The sequence below is a fragment of the Sphingopyxis granuli genome, assembly GCF_001559015.1.
GTDB classification, from domain to species: Bacteria; Pseudomonadota; Alphaproteobacteria; order Sphingomonadales; family Sphingomonadaceae; genus Sphingopyxis; species Sphingopyxis granuli.
Genome location: NZ_CP012199.1, coordinates 86,221 through 103,590, shown reverse-complemented (window position 1 = coordinate 103,590; position 17,370 = coordinate 86,221). Strand labels below are relative to the sequence as shown.

The 17,370-nt window shown below is 65.0% G+C and carries 13 protein-coding genes; 3 read left to right on the top strand and 10 right to left on the bottom strand.

Features of this window, described 5'->3' with window-relative positions:
• Nucleotides 1–23 precede the first annotated feature (23 nt).
• Nucleotides 24–1,514: an FG-GAP repeat domain-containing protein gene (locus SGRAN_RS00525; protein ID WP_067179773.1), complete on the top strand. Its 1,491-nt coding sequence runs from the start codon at nucleotides 24–26 to the stop codon at nucleotides 1,512–1,514.
• 282 nt (nucleotides 1,515–1,796) lie between these two features.
• Nucleotides 1,797–2,096 (top strand): hypothetical protein, encoded by a 300-nt coding sequence (locus SGRAN_RS22760; protein ID WP_148650766.1) that lies wholly within the window; start codon nucleotides 1,797–1,799, stop codon nucleotides 2,094–2,096.
• A gap of 170 nt (nucleotides 2,097–2,266) precedes the next feature.
• Here the strand turns inward: SGRAN_RS22760 and SGRAN_RS00515 are convergent, their stop codons facing one another.
• From SGRAN_RS00515 to SGRAN_RS00470, 10 genes are all read right to left on the bottom strand, one after another.
• Entirely contained in the window at nucleotides 2,267–2,911 is a 645-nt protein-coding gene (locus tag SGRAN_RS00515; protein WP_067179768.1) for a DsbA family protein, read from the bottom strand.
• The gene (locus SGRAN_RS00510) at nucleotides 2,908–3,282 is read right to left on the bottom strand and encodes a disulfide bond formation protein B (protein ID WP_455363803.1); all 375 of its coding nucleotides are present in this window, start codon (nucleotides 3,280–3,282) and stop codon (nucleotides 2,908–2,910) included. Before SGRAN_RS00510 ends, SGRAN_RS00515 begins: the two co-directional genes overlap by 4 nt.
• Nucleotides 3,283–3,338: 56 nt before the next feature.
• Nucleotides 3,339–3,824, bottom strand: a complete 486-nt coding sequence (locus SGRAN_RS00505) for an SRPBCC family protein (RefSeq protein ID WP_067179763.1) — start codon at nucleotides 3,822–3,824, stop codon at nucleotides 3,339–3,341.
• 13 nt (nucleotides 3,825–3,837) lie between these two features.
• The gene (locus SGRAN_RS00500) at nucleotides 3,838–7,017 is read right to left on the bottom strand and encodes an efflux RND transporter permease subunit (RefSeq protein ID WP_067179761.1); all 3,180 of its coding nucleotides are present in this window, start codon (nucleotides 7,015–7,017) and stop codon (nucleotides 3,838–3,840) included.
• Nucleotides 7,018–7,061: 44 nt separating this feature from the next.
• Nucleotides 7,062–9,602: a heavy metal translocating P-type ATPase gene (locus SGRAN_RS00495; RefSeq protein ID WP_067179758.1), complete on the bottom strand. Its 2,541-nt coding sequence runs from the start codon at nucleotides 9,600–9,602 to the stop codon at nucleotides 7,062–7,064.
• Between the two features lie 186 nt (nucleotides 9,603–9,788).
• Entirely contained in the window at nucleotides 9,789–10,259 is a 471-nt protein-coding gene (locus SGRAN_RS00490; protein ID WP_067179755.1) for an SRPBCC family protein, read from the bottom strand.
• 81 nt (nucleotides 10,260–10,340) lie between these two features.
• Complete coding sequence (locus tag SGRAN_RS00485; protein WP_067179753.1) at nucleotides 10,341–10,685, bottom strand: DUF190 domain-containing protein; 345 nt, start codon at nucleotides 10,683–10,685, stop codon at nucleotides 10,341–10,343.
• Between the two features lie 12 nt (nucleotides 10,686–10,697).
• Complete coding sequence (locus SGRAN_RS00480; RefSeq protein ID WP_148650765.1) at nucleotides 10,698–13,940, bottom strand: efflux RND transporter permease subunit; 3,243 nt, start codon at nucleotides 13,938–13,940, stop codon at nucleotides 10,698–10,700.
• A gap of 3 nt (nucleotides 13,941–13,943) precedes the next feature.
• Complete coding sequence (locus SGRAN_RS00475) at nucleotides 13,944–15,113, bottom strand: efflux RND transporter periplasmic adaptor subunit (protein WP_067179751.1); 1,170 nt, start codon at nucleotides 15,111–15,113, stop codon at nucleotides 13,944–13,946.
• A gap of 109 nt (nucleotides 15,114–15,222) precedes the next feature.
• Complete coding sequence (locus SGRAN_RS00470) at nucleotides 15,223–16,530, bottom strand: TolC family protein (RefSeq protein WP_148650764.1); 1,308 nt, start codon at nucleotides 16,528–16,530, stop codon at nucleotides 15,223–15,225.
• A 194-nt stretch (nucleotides 16,531–16,724) separates the two neighbouring features.
• Between SGRAN_RS00470 and SGRAN_RS22040 the strand changes: the two genes are divergently transcribed.
• On the top strand, nucleotides 16,725–16,985 hold the full coding sequence (locus SGRAN_RS22040; RefSeq protein ID WP_148650763.1) for a hypothetical protein: 261 nt from the start codon (nucleotides 16,725–16,727) through the stop codon (nucleotides 16,983–16,985).
• Nucleotides 16,986–17,370 lie beyond the last annotated feature (385 nt).

Sequence of the window (17,370 nt, the reverse complement as noted above, 5' to 3'; positions counted from 1 at the left end):
CACCATCCTCAGGAGTCCGCATCATGCGCGATGAACTGATGCGGATCCTGTCCTGGGCCGTCCTGTCGACCGGCATTGCCGGCGGCGGGACGGCCGGGACGGCCGGTCCCGCCTTCACACCCGTCCAGACCGCCGATTTCGCCATTCCCGGCTCGCTCTCCAACAGCTGGGCAGATTTCGACCGCGATGGCGACCTCGACCTCGCCGTGTCGATCAAGACTGGCGAGATTCGCCTCTACCGCAACGATCGCGGAACCCTCACCAACATCGGTGCCGCCATGGGCCTTCCCGTCTCCGGCGCCGAGATGCGCGGTCTGTCATGGGGCGACTATGACGGCGATGGTTGGTTCGATCTCTATGCCGGCGCCACCAAGGCAACCGAAGCCAACCTTCTGTTCCGCAATGAGAGCGGCCGCCGCTTCGTCCGCCAAGACCTCACCCCCGTCGCTCCCGGCCGCTCGGCGCGCCAATCGAGCTGGGTCGATTTCGACAATGACGGCGACCTCGATCTCTTCGCCTCGAACCGCTCGGGTCCGAACGCGCTGTTCCGTCAGGACGCGGGCCGTTTCGTGCGCGTCGACGCCGAACAGGCAGGCGACGACGCGCGGCCGACCGTGGGTGCCTGCTGGTTCGATTACGACCGCGATGGCGATCTCGATCTCTTCCTTGCCAACCAGGCCGGCGCAACCGACGCGTTGTGGCGCAACGACGGCGGGCGCTTCGTCGACGTCGCTCCCGCGCTCGGTATGGACCGCCCCGGACGTCTGGCCGAAGATGGCAGCGTCGGCTGCGCGGTTGGCGACTTTGACAATGACGGCGAACTCGACTTGTTCGTCGCGAGCTACGGCGTCAACAGCCTCTACCGCAACAAGGGCGACGGCAACTTCGAGAATGTCGCGCCGCAGCTCGGTCTCGCGGAGGATAATCATGCCGTCGGCGCCGCTTGGGGCGATTTCGACAATGACGGCTGGCTCGATCTCTTCGTCGCCGCCTACACCGGCAAGTCGGGCGCGCAGCAGCCCGCGAACCGCCTCTACCGCAACCTCGGCGGCAAGGGCTTCGAAAACATCCTGCCCGCCGGCTCCGCGCTCGATGTCGCGGACCACGGCGTCCAGTGGATCGACTATGACCGCGACGGCGCGCTCGATCTCTCGGTGACACGCGGATACACCGCGACCGGCGGCCATTTCCTCTTCCATAACGATCTGGACAAGCAAACCGCCCGCCGCAGCCTTTCCGTGCGCGTACTCGACAAGGCCGGGCGCTTCACCCGCCTGGGCGCCGAGGTGCGGCTCTACGACGCCGTAGGCAAGATCATCGCGACGCGTCAGGTTTCGACCGGCGAGGGCTATAATTCGCAAGGAACGCAGCCGCTTCACTTCGGCCTCGCCTCCATGACACCGGTGACCGTCGAAGTCACTTTCATGGACGAGGCCGGTCGCAAGACACGGCGTCTCGAGCATGTCCGCCCGGAGCGCTATGCCGGGACCGAACTCATGATCCGTGAGCGGTAGCCCCGGCGGGCGATGCGGCTTTAATCCGGTTGCCCGAATGGGCTCCATGAACTGTGACCGCGTATGAACGGCCCTGCGCTGGCAAACGGTTTCGAAGGTCAGCACGGCCTGCTGGTTGGCGCAGCCTTACGCCTGCCTTTGAAGCGGCTCTGCTATCGTCGCCGACGATGCTCTCCTTGGCTTTGCGCACCAAGGCAAGGTTGTTGTCGATCAGAGAGGTCGCTCTACCTGACGCGGAGACGACATTCGCCGCGCCTAGCCTCGCCAGTGACGGCCCCGGTGATGATGATGCTGTCGCCTCTTCTGGTAGCGCCGTTCGTATCGATCGCGCCGCTCGTCCCGATGAGCATTGCCGCGATAACGGGAATCGTAGGAACGATAGCCCCGGTCGTGGTCATAAGTGGGGACGCTGTGCCGAGCGGGCCGGTAATCGCGGTCATGTCCGCGCGGAGCATCATGGCTGCCACTCCAGCCGCCACGATCACCATGATGTTGAGCCATTGCGGTGCCCGGTATCGCAAATGCGAGCAGCGCCGCCGCGAACTGCACGAATTTTCGCATGTCTGTCTCTCCTTTTTATGACCTGCAAACTCCCCCTTCGTCATTGAACGCACTGTGAATATCGCGCCCGAACACGAGCCGGTGGATCACTCGGGCCAGTGCTGCGGCAGGACGAGTTGCTGGCGCGGCTCGCTTACCCCGTCCAAGGGACACCCCGCTCCCGGCAGAAGAGCCAAGCGCGGGGCGCCGGCTCATTGCCCCATCGCCGCGACCACGGACTGAACCTTCGCCTCGACCTGTTCGGGGCTGGGCTGCACAAGCATCTCGCCATTGACGAAGAAGGTTGGGGTGCCGCGGACACCGACTGCTCGCGCGTCGGCGATGTCCTGCTCCATCCAGGCCATCGCATCGGCGGTCGGCATCGCGCGCGCCTTCGCGACGTTGAGGCCGGCCTTCTCGGCGGCAGCCCAGGCGCCGTCCATCTTGCCGTCATGCCAGTCGGGCTGCGCCTCGAGCAGCGCGGCCGTCACCGGCTCGAGCTTGCCCTGCACGCGCGCGGCTTCGAGGATCACGATCGCCTCGGCCGAGCCGGGATGAAGCGGCAGGTAGCGCATCACGAGACGCACATCCTTGGGATATTTGGCAACGATGCCCTTCACCGTCGGATAGAAGGCGCGGCAGGCCTCGCACGAGGGGTCGAAGAATTCGACGATGGTGACGGGCGCATTCTTGGGGCCGATAATTGGCGAGTGCGGACGAATGAGGCTGTCGACGGGCCCTGCCACGACCTTTTTCGTGGGTTCGCCCTCGGCGGTTCCGCTGTAGAGTATCGCGCCGCCGGTGAAGGCGAGGGCCGAGAAGACAAGCGTGGCAACGACACCGATACGTCTGTTCATGATTTCAGTCTCCTTTGGAAAGTCAGCAAGAGGGTGAGGATCGAAGCGAAGGCGGCGAGCGACAGCAGGGGCAGCGGCACCCCTCCGATCGCCATGCTCTCGCCCGAGCAGGACGGGCCGCCGGTGCAGGGGACGATCGGGGCCGGAATGACGCCGACGTAGAGCAGGCTATGATAGAGGGCGATGAGGCCGCCTCCCGCTGCCAGCGCCAGCCCGTAAGGCACAACGGCGCGGTCCGACTTGAAGGCGGCGATGCCGAGAATGATCGCAAGCGGGAACATGAAGGCGCGCTGAAACCAGCAGAGGTCGCACGGCGCCTGGCCCATGACCTCGCCGACAAAGAGAACGGCGAGGCTCGACAGGAGCGCAATCGCCCATGCCGCGCCGAGCGGCCGCCATTTATGAGGCGCGAGAAGCGGAAAGCTCGTTATCGCCGGCCACCTTTGAACTTGGGCTTCGGTCGGCGCGGCAGGGATTGCGGCTTGCTGTATTTGGACTTGAGATAGCTGAGCAGGATGCCGTCGATCGACGCGAGCATCCTTTGAAAGCTCGTCTTAATGCCGGGAAGCCGGAGCCAGGCAAAGGGTCCGCGGCAGCGATAGCGATGGAGGAATTTGGTACCTTCCGGCGTCCGGGTCAGGATATAGCTCTCCTCGAACTGGAGGATGAAGCTCGGCTTGACGTCGAGTATCAGCTCCTCCCCGGGACGCGCGGAAAGGACCGTCGCAGACACTTCGAGAAACTTGGGCTTGTGCGGATCCATGCGCATCGAATAGCGGATCGCGATCGGATCCTCGGCCAATCGCTCGATGCGGACATAGGGATTCCATATCCGGTGGTTCTCGAAGTCGCCGAGGACCGCCCATATCTGTTCCGGACTATAGGGGAGGTCATGCTCCCGCTCGAACTCCATCAGCTTAACTCCTCTATCGATCGGCGACCGGGCCTTGCGCCGCGCCGATGTCGGTGGCCCCCGCGGGCAAGGGATCGGCGTGCGCGCCGCCGGTCGTGAACCAGCGGCGCAGGCGCGGGGCCATCCGGCGTTCGAAGCCCGCCGCGAGACTGAAGGATGCCGGTACGATTAGCAGCGTCAGCATCGTCGACAGGATGAGCCCGCCGATCACGGTGACCGCCATCGGCGCGCGCCATGCGCCGTCGCCGGTGAGCGAGAGCGCGGTCGGGATCATGCCCGCGACCATCGCGACCGTGGTCATCAGGATCGGCTGCGCGCGCTTGTGTCCGGCGTCGACGATCGCTTCGTCGCGCGGCACGCCGGACGCCATTTCCTCGATCGCGAAGTCGACGAGCAGGATGCTGTTCTTGCCGACGATACCGAGCAGCATCAGCACGCCGATGAAGACGGGGAGCGACAGCGGATAGCCGGTCAAGAGCAGCGCGATCGCGCCGCCGAGCGGAGCGAGCAGGAGCGAGCCCATGTTGACGAAGGGCGGGATGATCTTGCGATAGAGCAAGATCAGCACAGCGAGCACGAGGAAGATGCCCGACACCACCGCGATCGCGAAGTTGCGCAGCATCTCGGCCTGCCACTTGGCGCTCCCGAGCACCAGCCGGGCGACCCCGGCGGGCAGCGTCTTGAGCGCCGGCAGCGCCTCGACCTTTTCCATCGCCTGACCGGTCACGAGACCTGGAGCAAGGTCGGCCCCGATGGTGAGTTGGCGCACCTGGTTGGTGCGATTGATCTGGGTCGGGCCGGCGCCGAAGCCGATCTCGGCCACGACCGACAGCGGCACCGTTCCCCCGTTCCGGGTCGGAACTGGCATATTGCGGAGCGTATCGAGCCGCTCGCGCGCGCTTTCCGCAAGCGCGACGCGGACGGGGATTTGCCGGTCGGACAGCGAGAATTTCGCGCTATTCTGGTCGATCTCGCCAAGCGTCGCGACGCGGATCGACTGGCTGAGAGCCTGGGTGGTGACGCCAAGCTGCGCGGCGAGCGCGAAGCGCGGGCGAATGACGATCTCGGGACGCTGAAGATTGCCCTCGACGCGCGGCGAGCGGATTTCCTTAACCTTGGCCATTTCGGCAAGCAGCCGGTTGCCGACATCTTCGAGCTTCTTCGGGTCGTCGCTGCCGAGCGTGATCGAGATGTCCCGGCTGCTCCCGCCACCGCCGCCATGCTGCGACTGGAAGTTGATGCGAGCATCGGGAACCGCAGCCAGCCGCGGCGCGCGATCCTTTTCGAACTCGGTGGAGGTGAGCTCGCGGTCCTTGCGCAATTTCAGATACACTGTCGCTGTGCCGACATCGATCCGCGACAAGGCGGACTCGACGAGCGAATCGCGCTTCATGAGATCGGTCACCTCGTCGGCCACCGCCTCGGTCTGTTCGAGCGTTGCCCCCGGTGCGAGCTGGATGGCGACGCGGCTCGTGTCGGAATCGATCGAAGGCTGGAAGGTCATCGGCAGCAACGAGAAGCTGAAGATGGTCGCGAAGAGCGCAAGTACCCCGATACCGACGACCCAGAGCCGGTGATCCTTGAGATAGGCGAGCCATTTCCAGCGACCGCCTCGGGCGCGGGCGGCGTCGGCGGCCCGGGTATCGAGGCTCCAGCGCAGGACGCGCATATAGGTGTCGATAAGTGGGCCTTCGCCATGCTTCTGCGGACCCTGCGCGGCAAGAAAATACGCCGCGAGCATCGGCGTGATCAGGCGCGCGACCGCGAGGCTCATCAGCACCGCCGCGACGACGGTCAGCCCGAAATTCTTGAAATATTGCCCGGCTACCCCCGGCATCAGCCCGACGGGCAAGAAGACCGCGACGATCGTCATGGTGGTCGCGAGCACCGCAAGGCCGATCTCATCGGCGGCGTCAATCGAAGCCTGATAAGCCGATTTGCCCATCCGCATGTGGCGCACGATATTCTCGATCTCGACGATCGCGTCGTCGACCAGCACGCCGGCAACGAGGCTGAGCGCGAGCAGCGTCATCATGTTGAGCGAGAAGCCCATCAGGTCCATGAAGAGGAAGGTCGGGACCGCCGAGAGCGGGATCGCGAGCGCCGAGATCAAGGTGGCGCGCCAGTCGCGCAGGAAGAGGAAGACGACGACGACCGCGAGAATCGCGCCCTCGACCATCGCGTTGATCGCCGAATGATATTGGCCCTTGGTATATTCGATATCGCTGAACAGCTCGGTGAATTTGACCTTGGGGTTTTCCTTCTCGAGCTTGCGCAGCTCCTCGACCGCCGCGTCATAGACGGTGACATCGGAGGCACCCTTCGCGCGCTCGAACCCGAAGGTCAGCACCTGCCGTCCGTCCTGCTTAGAGACTGAGCGCTGCTCGGCATAGAGATCCTTGACCTCAGCGATGTCCGCGAGGCGCACGGTGCGGTTGGTGCCGACCGAAATGAGGGTTTCGCCGAGCGCGTTTGCGCTGCTCGCATTGCCGAGGATGCGCACCGCCTGCTCCGATCCAGCGACCTCCATCCGGCCGCCCGCAGCGTTGACGTTGAGCTGGACGAGCTGGGTGTTCACCGCGGCGGCGGTGAGGCCATAGGCGCGCATGCGTTCGGGGTTGAGGATGACGCGGATTTCGCGGCTCACGCCGCCCCGTCGATACGCGTCGCCCATGCCGGGGACGGCGATCAGCCGCTTGGCGACGACATTATCGACATACCAGCTCAACTCTTCGAGCGTCATATCGGTGGCCGAAGCCGACCAATAGGCAAGCGTGTTGCCCGAGGTCGACAGGCGGATGACCTGCGGTTCGAGGATGCCGTTCGGGAGGTTGCTGCGGATCTGGGTGATCTTGTCGCGGATGTCGGTGACCGCGCGGTCGATCGGCGTCCCGATCGCGAACTGGACGAAGGTCTGCGACTGGCCCTCGGTGACGGTCGAGTTGAGCTCGTCGATCCCTTCGATCGTGCGCACCGCGGCCTCGACGCGCTGGGTGACCTGCGTTTCGAGTTCGGTGGGTGCGGCGCCCGGCTGCGCGATGATGACGATCGCCCCCGGAAAATCGATGTCGGGATCGCTCTGCACCCCCATCATGAGGAAGGAGACGATTCCCGCCACGGTCAGACCGAAGAACATGACGAGCGGCGGGATCGGATTCCGGATGGACCAGGCCGAGATATTCTTGAAGTTCATCCGCTCTCCCCTTTCCGGTCTCGCCTCGCCGCCGCGCCGGCCTCTCAGGCCGCGCTGCGGTCGCGATAGGCGAGCAGCCGCAGCGCGTTGGCGACCACGACCAATGTCGAGCCCTCATGCGCGGCCACCGCGGGGCCGATGCCCAGCCCGAGGATGGTTGCCGGCACGAGCACGACGACGACGCCGAGGCTCACCACGAGATTCTGGCGGATGATCCGCCGCGTCTGCCGGCTGAGCCCGATGGCGAAGGGCAGATGGGCAAGATCGTCGGCCATGAGCGCGACATCGGCGGTTTCTAGGGCGACGTCCGACCCCGCGGCGCCCATGGCTATGCCGACGGTTGCGATCGCCATCGCGGGCGCGTCATTGACCCCGTCGCCCACCATCGCGACCGGCTGCTCGGCCTTGAGATCGCGTATGGCGTCGACCTTCTGATCGGGCATCAGGTCGCCCCACGCCTCGTCGATCCCGACTTCGGCCGCGATCGATTCCGCTACTTTCTGATGATCGCCCGAGATCATGATCATCCGTCCGATACCGAGCTCGCGGAGCTTGGCGATCGCCGTGCGCGCCGCCTCGCGCGGCGTGTCCATCAAGCCGATCGCACCCAGGTCGCGGTCGCCCATACGGACCACCATCGTCGTGCGTCCCTGCTCGCGGAGGCCGGCAATCGCCGTCGCCACTTCGTCGCCGATCGGCGCGATGCCGTCGGCGCCGAACATCTCGGCTTTGCCGATCAGGACGGTTTCGCCCTCGACCTTGGCGGTGACGCCGCGCCCCGTGAGGCTGTTGAGATCGTCCGCAACCGGCACGCGCGCCGAGGTCAGCATGGCCTCGCCATCGCGCACGATCGCGGCGGCAAGCGGATGGTCGCTGAGCCGCTCGACCGCGACCGCGATGCGGAGCAACTCTTCCTTGGGCACAGCAGTGGAGGGCACGACATCGGTGATGCGCGGCTTGCCCTCGGTGAGCGTGCCCGTCTTGTCGAAGGCGAGCGCGGTCAGCGAGCCGAGATTCTCGAGCGGACCGCCCCCCTTGACGAGCACGCCACCCCGCGCGGCGCGCGCGACGCCCGACAGGACGGCGCTCGGCGTCGCAATCGCGAGCGCGCAGGGGCTTGCCGCGACGAGGACCGCCATGGCGCGGTAGAAGCTGTCGCGGAAAGACTCGTCGACGACGACCCAGGCGAAGAGCAGGACGAACACGAGCGCGAGCACGCTCGGCACGAAGATGCGCTCGAACTTGTCGGTGAAGCGCTGGGTCGGCGATTTCTGCGTCTCCGCCTCGCTCACCATTTTTACAACTTTCGCGAGCGTGGTATCGGCGGCGAGGCGCGTGACCGCGATCTCGATCGCGCCATGACCATTGATCGTGCCTGCAAACACGCGGTATTTTGCATCCAAGCCATCGGGTTTGGCCGCCGCCAAGGCCCGGTCCGCGACCGGCTCCTTGTCGACCGGCACGCTTTCGCCTGTGACGGGAGCCTGATTGACCGCGGTGCGGCCAACGGTCACGAAGCCGTCGGCCGGGAGCCGCTCGTTGGGCTTGACCACGACCGTATCGCCGATCTGCAGGAGTTCGACCGACACTTCGCGGGTGCTACCATCGGCGCTCTTCAAGATCGCGGTCTGCGGCGCGAGCTCCGCCAGCGCCTCGATCGCACGTTTTGCCCGGCCCATGGCATAATGCTCGAGTGCATGGCCAAGACTGAAGAGGAAGAGCAGCAACGCGCCTTCCGCCCAAGCACCCAGGGCCGCCGCGCCCGCCGCGGCAACGAGCATCAGCGTGTCGATCTCGAAGCGCTTGAGCTTCAGATTCTCGATCGCTTCGCGGACGGTGAACCAACCGCCGAAGCCATAAGCGGCAAGATAGAAGCTGAAACTTACCCATTCGCGAGCGACGTCGAACTTCTCGATGGTGAAACCGATGCCAAGAACGAGACCGCAGAGCAGAGCGAAAATCAACTCGGTGCGCTCGCCAAATATGCCCCCATGATCGTGACCATGATCATGGTCGTCGGAGCCTTTGTGGCCATGCTTGTGGTCGGACCCGTGGGCATGATCAGGGCCATGATCATGGCCATCATCACCATGCTCGTGGCCGGCTTGTGCCGGGACAGCCGCGGCGACGGCAGCCGATTTCCGGGTAACGCCCATATCCGAAAGCACCATTCTAATCGTTTCGATGGAGGTCTCCGAGCGCTGGAACTCGGCGCGCAGCGTCCCCGCCGCGCCGACTTCGGCCTCGATGACGCCCGGAATTTCGCGAAGCCGAAGCCCGACCGTCCGCGCGCGCCGCGTGTGGCCGACGCCTTCGAGATCGTCCCAGAAGAGATGCTGATATTGGCCGGTGAGCTCGGCGCCGGCGCTACGCGCCAGCTGCCGCACCCGTTCGAGCGGAAGGATATCCGGCCGATAATGAATGCAGAGCTGCGGTGGCGAGCCGTCGCTGGTGCGGATCACATGGACCTTGTCGACCCCCTCGCGTCCTTCGAGCTCACTCGTAAGGCGCGCGACGCAGCGGTCGGCAGTATCGGCGACCTCGGGGAGAAGAAGCGGAATATCGAGCCGCAGCTGATCACTCATGATGCAATCCTTTTTTCCATCTGATCCGGGAGGGTCAGGCAATGTCCGGCCCTCCCGGAAGGATGAGGTGCGGGAGTCTTGGTGGGACGCGACCCACTCCCGCACCTCCTTGACCGCCAGTGACCCTCGACCGGGTGGCGGGGGCAAGGAGCCAAGGGCTCCCGGCGGCCAAGATCTCATTGTCCCTCAAGCGCGCCGCCCGCGAGGCCGGGCGTATCGGGACTGAACCGTCGTGCGACGGAGTTGCTGTTCAAGCGCCGTGTTAGAGCGCTTGAGAAAAACGCTGCAAACCCGTCGAAGAACGGGGTATCCGAGCCACGAAAAGAGACCCGCGCATTCGATACGATGCGTAACCTCCACCCCCTGCCCAAGCTTTTCGAGCCGGTAGCTTTCCTCAATGACGAGCAGCCCGCGCGTACCTGTCCGCCACGAGAAACCGGTCAGCCAGTCGAGAGCGGTGATGCGCCCCTCGGAGGCAAATTCCGGACCCCGCTTGCCGCGCGGTGAATAGACATAGCCCAGTCGCTCGTCGTCGCCCGAGCGGTCGGTGAACCGCAGCGTCGGGTGCCAGTCGCCATATCGGTCGATATCGACGAGAAGACGCCAGACGCGACCGATCGGAACTGGCAAGCGGAGCGAGGTGCCTACCGAGAACATCGGAGACCTCCTCGCTCGCGCAAGCTGGTCCGCGACGCAGGCCGGGGGCCTGCGCCGCGGTGGAAACCGGCAAGTTGCCGGTCAGCTCTGAACATCGGGAGGCTCCGCAGCGGATTTGCCGCCGAGGATATCTACCGCTTCGAGGGTGATGAGCCCGATATCGGGTATCTCCCCCAGTTGCGCCGCGAAATCGCGGAGCCGCTGCTCTTCGTCGATGATCTCGATCACGACCGCCCGGTCATTCTCCAGCGCGTGGCGGCGATGGAGATGCGCCGAGCGACCGAAGCCGAGCACCGCCTCAAGGACAGTTACGCCCGCGAGCTTCTGCTGCCGCGCAAGTTCCGCGATGAATTCGAAGGCTCGCCGGTCGCCGAAGAATGCGGATTCGTCAGTGTAGATGCGCAAGAGCTTGGATGCTTTTGTCATGACATTATCTCCCTATTCCGTAGCCGGCTGGGTGGCCGGCTCCGCTTTCCGCTTGAGGAACTTCGGCTGCCAGTCGGCTCCGAGTACGACCTTGGCGATCGCGGGCAGGACGAGAAGCGTCAGGATGGTCGCCGCGATGAGGCCGCCGATGACGGTAGTCGCGAGCGGCTTCTGCACTTCGGCGCCGGTTCCGGTCGCGATCGCCATCGGCACGAAGCCGATCGCGGGCACGAAACCGGTCATGATCACCGCACGCATCTTCTCGGTCATACCCTCGCGGATTGCCTCCGTGAGCGGGACATCATTCTCGAGCCGCTCGCGGATCGCCGTCATGACGACGAGACCGTTGAGCACCGCGACGCCGGCAAGGCAGATGAAGCCCACCGCCGCAGACACCGAAAAGTTGATCCCGGTAAGCGCGAGGGTGAACACCCCGCCCGCGAGGCCCAGCGGCACCGCGAGGAACACGGCGGTCGCGCGTCCGAAGGTGCCGAGCGCCATGTAGAGCAGGATGAAAATGCCCGCGAAGCAGAGCGGAACCACGATGGAAAGCCGCTTCGATGCAGCCTGCAGGCTTTCGAACTGCCCGCCCCATTCGAGATAATAGCCCGCCGGGAGCTTCACATTGGCAATCTTCGCCTGCGCTTCCGTCACGAAGGACCCCGCATCGCGGCCTTCGAGGTTCACCTGCACGACGACGCGCCGCTTGCCATTCTCGCGGCTGATCTGGTTGAGTCCTTCGGTCAGCCGGATCTGCGCCACTTGCGCGAGCGGTATCTGCCCGCGATTGCCGCCTTCCGAAGGAAGGAGGACAGGAAGCGCGCGAATATCGTCGAGATTCACGCGCGTTGCGTCTGGAACGCGCACGGTGATGTCGAAGCGCCGGTCGCCCTCATAGAGCAGGCCCGATTCGCGCCCGCCGAGCGCTGCCGACACGGTGTCGGCGACTTCCTGGACCGACAGGCCGTACCTCGCAATCGCGTTGCGATCGAGCGTTACGTCGAGCATCGGAGCCCCGCCGACCTGGTCGGCCTTGACGCTGCCCGCTCCCGGAATGCCCTGGAGCACCTTCACCATCTCGTTCGCGGCGAGCGACATCTTGTCGAGGTCGTCGCCATAGAGCTTGATCGCGACGTCGCCGCGGACACCCGCAATCAGTTCGTTGAAGCGAAGCTCGATCGGCTGACTGACCTCGTAGAGCTGACCGAGCTGGCCGCCAGCGGCCTTCTCGATGCGCTCGACGACGTCGGCCTTGGAATCGACCCCGACGGGCCATTGGTCTTGCGGTTTCAGAATGATGAAACCGTCCGAGATGTTCGGCGGCATCGGATCAGTCGCGACCTCGGCTGTACCGGTCTTCGAGAACATCAGCTCGACCTCGGGCAATTTAGAGATGGCTGTCTCGACGTTGCGCTGCATCGCAAGCGACTGTTCGAGGCTGACCGACGGCACGCGCGTCGAGGCGAGCGCCATATTCTTCTCATCGAGCTGCGGAATGAATTCCGAGCCAAGCAGGCCGAACGCCGGGATGGCGAGGAGGAAGAAAGCAAAGCCGCCGGCGATGAAAGGCCAGGGCTTGGCAATCGCCTTGTCGAGCAGCGGCAGATAGCGCTCCTTCAAGTTGCGGATTGCCCAGACTTCCTTCTCGGCAACCTTGCCGCGGATCATCAGCGCGACAAGCGCCGGAACCAGCGTGATAGCGAGAATGAAGGCGGCAACGAGCGCGAGCATGATGGTGATGGCCATCGGCGAGAAGGTCTTGCCCTCGACGCCCGTGAACATCAGCAGCGGCGCGAAGGCGAGCAGGATTATCGCCTGCCCAAAGACGGTCGGTTTGATCATCTCCTGGCTGGCGCGCATCGTCTCCTCGAGACGTTCGCGAAGATTGAGCAAACGCCCTTCATGCTCTTGCCGGTGCGCCAATCTGGCGAGGCAGTTTTCGATGATGATAACCGCGCCGTCGACGATCAGACCGAAGTCGAGCGCGCCGAGACTCATCAGGTTACCGGGCACGCGGAACGCGTTCATGCCCATCGCCATCATCAGGAAGGAGAAGGGAATGACCAGCACCGCGATGATCGCCGCGCGCCAGTTGCCGAGCAGGAAGAAGAGCGCGGCCGCCACGAGCACCGCGCCTTCGGTGAGGTTCTTTTCGACCGTGCCGACCGTTGCATTGACCAGCTTAGCGCGGTCGAGCACCACCTTCACTTCGACGCCGGGCGGCAGGGTTTTAGACACCTGCGCAATCTTAGCCGAGACGTCTTCGGCGACAGTCCGGCTGTTCTGGCCGATCAGCATCAGCACGGTGCCGATCACCGCCTCTTTGCCGTTCATGCTGCCCGCACCGGTTCTGAGGTCGCCGCCGATTTTCACATTGGCGAGCTGTCCGACCGTGACGGGCACGCCGCCGCGCGTCGCGACGACGGCGTTGCGGATTTCATCGACCGAACGGACGCGCGCATCGACGCGCACGAGATAGGCCTCGCCCGCCCGGTTATAATAGTTGGCCCCGACCGCGAGATTGGCGCGTTCGAGTGCTTCGCCGAGCTCGCTGTAGGAAATGCCGTAGCTGGTGAGCCGCGTCGGATCGGGCTCGACCACGAAGGTCTTGGCATAGCCGCCGATCGAATCGACGCCGGCGACGCCGCCGACCGACTTGAGCTGCGGGCTCACGATCCAGTCCTGAACCGTGCGAAGATAGCCCGATTTGGCAATCTCGTCGGTGAGGATATCGCCCTCGGGGGTCAGATAGCTGCCGTCGGGTTGCCAGCCGGGTTGGCCGGCGACTTTCTTGGCGCCCTTCCCGTCAGGATATTTGTAGCCGACGGTATACATGACGACCTCGCCCAGCCCCGTTGTCACGGGGCCAATCTGCGGCTGAGCCCCGTCGGGAAGGTTCTCGCCCGCCTGGAGAAGCCGTTCGCCCACCTGCTGGCGCGCGAAATAGAGGTCGGTTTCATCGGTAAAGATCGCCGTCACCTGGCTGAATCCGTTGCGCGAGATCGAACGCGTCGTCTCGAGCCCCGGAATGCCGGCGAGTGAGATTTCGATCGGGTAGGTTACGAGCTTCTCGATTTCGACCGGCGAAAGACGCGGATCGATCGTATTGATCTGCACCTGCTTGTTGGTGATGTCGGGAACCGCGTCGATCGGCAGCTTGGTGAGCTGCCATACGCCGAGTCCCGCGATCACGAGGAAGAGAAAGAGTACCGCCCAGCGCGCGCGGACGGATAGCGCCATCAGTTTCGCGATCATGGTCTATTCCTCCTCGCCCGCGCCCTTGCCGAGTTCGGCCTTGAGCAGGAAGGCGTTCTCGGTCGCGACCATCTGTCCGGGCTTCAGCCCGGAGAGGATTTCGACGCGGCCCGCGCTGCGCTGGCCGACGGTGACCTGCTGCGCACGGAAGCCTTCTTTCGTGCGAATGAACACCACGTCGCGGCCTTCGAGCGTCTGGAGGGCTTCGTCAGTGATCACGATTCGGGCGGGGCCACCGGTTTCGGCGCCGCGGCTCGGAAGCAGACGTACCCGGACCGCAAGGCCCGGCTGCAAGGCGCCGGGCACGTCGAGCACGGCGGTTGCCGAGCGCGTGTCGCCGGACAGGCCAGGAGTCACAGCCCGCACGCGGGCATCGATCGTCCGGCCGTCGGGAAGTTCGATGATCGCACGATCTCCGGGCGAGAGCCGCTGTGCATCGGCCGGACCAACCGCGGCCTCGATCTGCACCTTGCTGGGATCGGCAACGCGGAACAGTTCGGTTTCAGGCTGGACAAAGGCGCCAAGGCTGGCGTTCTCGGCCGTAATCCGCCCCGAGATCGGACTTGCCACTATGACACTGCTGCCATCGCGCGTGACCTGCGCCGCGCTCGCAGCGGCGCGGGCGCGCTGCGCTTCCGCCGCGGCAGCCGCCGCCTCGGCCTGCGCTCGCTCATAATCGACGCGAGCGGACACTTTCTGATCGAGCAGCGTCTTCTCGCGGTGGAGGTTCTTCTGCGCCAGCGTCGAGCGCGCATCGGCTGCGACCCGCTCGGCCGCTATCTGTGCAGCGTCACGGCTCTGGACGATGGCGATCGTCTCTCCGGCGCGGACCGGATCACCGAGCCGCTTGAAAAGCCGGGTGACGGCACCGCCGGCCCGCGCGGTCACGATAGCCTCGCCGCTCGGTGCCGCAGTGACGGTCGCCTGCGAGATGATTTCGGAGCCGAGGCCGCCCGATGCGATCGTTTCGACGCCGATGTCGGCAGACTTGATCGCTTCGGGGCTGATGACGAGGTTGTTGGGAAGAGCTTCGCTCGCCGCTTCCGCACCGCCTTCAGCCGCCGGAGCCGGCGCCGGATCGGCGGTGCAACGTGCGACACCGAAACCGGTGACGGCCGCGAGAGCCATTGCGCCCGCGACGGTGCCGAGGAGGCGCTTGTCCTTGGTGATCATATTCTGTCTCCGCTGTTGATGCGGTTCGCGCGCCGACCGGCGGCGCACCCCTGTTGATTGAGAAGGATGGCGGGGCGGACGGCCCCGCTGATTGCTGGGACCGGCACGCTCATGGCTGGTGATCCGCGTCGCCCTCGGCCGCGGCCTGACGCGAGAGGATCGCACGCGCTTCGGCGCGGGCCTGCCGGGCCGCAATCAGCTCCGCCTGCGTCGCGGCATAGGCTTGCTGCGCGTCGATCAGTTCGACCAGCGTCGATTTGCCGGCGCGGTAGCTGAGCTCGGCGAGCCGGACGCCTTCGCGCGCCTGCTCGATCCCGCTGCCCTCGAGCGCCGCGAGGCGGGCCTCGGCGGCTTCGAGTTCGGCCTGCGCATTGGCAATCTCTGCCTCGGCGTTGACGACCGCATTTTCCCGCCGCGCGATGGCGGCAGCGACGTCGGACTTGGCCGCCGAGATGTTGCCGCGATTGCGATCGAAGATCGGCAGCGGCACCGAGACATTCGCAATGAGGGCACGATCGCCCGTGTCGCGAAGTTGCCGCACTCCGAAGCCAACAGACGGGTCGAGGCGACCGTCGGCGCGCTGCCCTCGGAGGCGAGCTTCGGCGATGAGGCGGTCGGTTTCGGCAAGCCGCACGTCGAGCGTGGCCAGCGAGTCCACCGATGCGGGCATCACCCACAGGTCGCCTTCGACCAGTTCGGCCGGCGCAACCGAGCTGCCGAGGAGCGCTGCCAGCGAACGGCGCGCTGTCCGTTCCTCGGCCTCGGCGGTGCGCAGTTCGGCGGTGGCCTGGACCAGCGCCGCATTGGCACGGAAGGCACGCAGCGGCGGCTCGTTACCCGTATCGACCATCGCCTGTGCGACGCGGACGAGTTCGCGGGCGCGCGCTTCATTCTCGCGCGCGAGCGCCAGACTGTCGCGGGCTGCGAGTGCCGTCGCGAACTGGTTGCGAACCTCGAGCGCGAGATCGGCTCGGACAATCTCGAGCCTATATTGCGCGGCGAGGAACTCGGCATCTGCTAGCGTCATGCGCGCACGGCGCCGGCCGCCGATGTCAAGACGCTGATTGACCGACACCGTCGATTCGAGGCCGTTTAGTCCCGAATAGGGGCCGGTGCCCGCGAAATTCTCGACGTCGACGTTAAGGATGGGGTTGAAGCGATAGCCCGCCTGACGCTGGCGACCGCGAGCAGCCTCCACTTCGGCTTCGGCGGCAACCACGCGCGGCGAGCGCGCGTCGGCCTCCTCCATCGCCTGCGCGAGGGACAATCGAGCGGGAAGCGGGCCGGCACGCACGGCCTGGCCTGCCGAAGAAGGCGGTCCCACCTGCTCCGTCGCTGCCGACTGGGCAGCGGCGGGCGCGGAATTTGCGCCTGCAACGAGCGCCACGAGACTCGCGGCGACAACTATGGATTTCATGAAAAAGAGACTCCTGACGTTTCCAGGGAGAAGCGCACGCGAAGGGCACGCGCAGACCTAGAGCGTCAGGCGATTGGAGGGCGAAAGGTCCCGATATAGGCGACGGGCGGCAAGGCGGCCGTCAGAATGCGCGCATGCGCTTCAGCGGCAGGGGTTTCGGTCGCTGCCGAAAGCGTTTCCGCCGGGACGCCCGAATGGTGGCCATGGCAACCATGAGCGGCGGCAGGCACCTGCTGCTTTTCGCCGGACGAGGAATTTTTCTTGTCGGACTCGGCGCTTTCGGTAGCCGGCGCACTCACGCAGCCGGCTTCGATCGCCGCGACAAAAAGGCTCGCCTCGGCCCGATCCTCGGTCGCATGCGCGAGCGATCCCGCAACCGTTCCGGATGCAAGGAGAAAGGTCAGCAAGAGGAGGATTATCCGTCGCATTGGAACCGGCCCCTAGCATCGAAATAGCGCGGTGAAAAGTAGAAGATTTTCAATCAACTTCGGCGGCACTCTTCTAACCCCCGAACGAGTGCTGTAATGTTATCTCATGATGGCAATCGAGCCATTTATCCGTCCTAGAAATACTTATTAGGACCTCTATAAGAACAGGATATCCGTCGAACAATCGGGCGTTAAGCACAATAGTTCTACGATTGTCTTGCAATCTTATTTCCGGACTTACGCTATTGCTTCTGTCCTCCTTTGTACCGGGCTGTGCCGGGGCGGAGGGATTCGTCTTGGACAGGGCGGTAAATCGGAAATCGCGCATCGAGGCGCCGAGCGGCAACATGAGAGCTTGACCCTGTATCTACTACAGGGTGCAAAAGCCTGCCCTGGACAAAAAGGGGGACCC